Below are 322 nucleotides of genomic sequence, written 5' to 3'. Positions count from 1 at the left end.
GGAGCGGCAACCCGACTACTACGCCGCCCTGCGCGACGCCATCGCCCAGCGCCGCGCGGTGCTGGTCAGCGACGGGCGCCAGGGCGACATCCACAGCAGCGTCGACGCGCGCTGCGCGACGCCGGTCGGCGACAGCCTCTGAGGCGTTGGCTCAGAGCAGCAGCGACAGCACCAGCGTCCACAGGCACACGTAGCCCAGCAGCGCCAGGCTGTAACCCAGCGTGGTGCGCATGATCTGCGACTCGCCGCCCACCTGGCCGACCGCGGCGGCGGCGATGGCGATGGATTGCGGCGAGATCAGCTTGCCCATCACCCCGCCGCA

Annotated in this window: 1 protein-coding gene; it reads right to left on the bottom strand. The window is 72.0% G+C overall.

Annotated features, from left to right (window positions below; all coding sequences use genetic code 11):
- Positions 1-151: 151 nt before the first annotated feature.
- On the bottom strand, positions 152-310 hold the full coding sequence (locus B2X67_RS04335) for an L-lactate permease (protein ID WP_286784728.1): 159 nt from the start codon (positions 308-310) through the stop codon (positions 152-154).
- Positions 311-322 lie beyond the last annotated feature (12 nt).

This window comes from Pseudomonas sp. UBA3153 (assembly GCF_002364635.1).
In the GTDB taxonomy this organism is placed as follows: Bacteria; Pseudomonadota; Gammaproteobacteria; order Pseudomonadales; family Pseudomonadaceae; genus Pseudomonas_O; species Pseudomonas_O kuykendallii.
This window is presented reverse-complemented; position numbering and strand designations above follow the sequence as displayed.